The 1,029-nt window shown below is 54.3% G+C and carries 1 pseudogene; it reads right to left on the reverse strand.

What is annotated here, in order from left to right:
* Nucleotides 1–47 precede the first annotated feature (47 nt).
* A pseudogene (locus ACCAA_RS04265) lies at nucleotides 48–944 on the reverse strand (LuxE/PaaK family acyltransferase); the annotation flags it as partial.
* Nucleotides 945–1,029: the final 85 nt, after the last annotated feature.

Genomic DNA, 1,029 nt, shown 5'->3' on the forward strand with positions numbered 1-1,029 from the left:
GCTACCGGCTGCCGCCTGATTGAGGGGCGGTGCCGGCGAGCGGGGGGCTAAACGATTACACAAAGGCAGCTATCTTCCCCTTCCACGATTCCGATGTCTTCAGTCAGCAGGCTATGTCCGGGGTAACTCGTTGGCAAAAGGCTCATTACCTGAATCAGCCCTTTCTCTCCATGCGGGAGCAGTTCCAGTGTTGTTGTATCTCTGATAAGCACATCGGCGAATCCGGGGGCATGAAGACGTCCGTGTTCGCACTCGAAGTAAATCGCTCCCACTTGCTCGACCATGCCGTAGTAATTATGGATGCGGGTCATTCCAGTCTGATCTTTTAATACACTCTTGAAAACTTCTGGCGAGATACAACGATCCTCGAGTTTTTTCCAGCCGCCGCCGTGGATCAAAAGGCTACCCTGTGGAAAGGACAGATTCAGGCCTTCGGCACGCGCATTCTCGACGAGCGTTTGCCATACCAGAAAGGTAAATCCAAACACGAGTATTGGCGAGCCCGAATGCTCCTTGAGATAGCTCAGCAGTTCCCCCCACCGTGGACGCAATTGCTCGTCCAACAGGTAGAAATGATCACGTCCAAAACTCGAAAATCCCAAAATGCCGGCCGCTCTGGCATTGAACTTACTGCGATCCTTGAGGAAGCTCTGATCATCGACGATGACCATTGGATGCCGCTTGCCGCCCACAAAATTGAGCACGATCGCGGCAAGCGCACGCGTCTGTGTCTTGGCCGTTTCAGCATCCACGAAAATACGGGAAACTTGGCCTGAGGTGCCGCTCGATACCAATGTCCGAACCACTGCTGATTGGGGTACACTCAACAAGTTCAGATGCTTGAACAGCCGTACAGGGAGCCAGGGCATCGCGGAAAGCGTCGGGGCGTCCTTACTACCGGCGCCAATGGCATCCAGTATCCGACGGTATTCAATACATCGCTCATAGTGAAACTGGCAGAGCGCATTCGTAAGCGTTTAGCCCCCCTACCACACGTACCGAGCAGGTTGGTGCGGAGCGCAGCGCTTG

This window comes from Candidatus Accumulibacter aalborgensis (assembly GCF_900089955.1).
In the GTDB taxonomy this organism is placed as follows: Bacteria; Pseudomonadota; Gammaproteobacteria; order Burkholderiales; family Rhodocyclaceae; genus Accumulibacter; species Accumulibacter aalborgensis.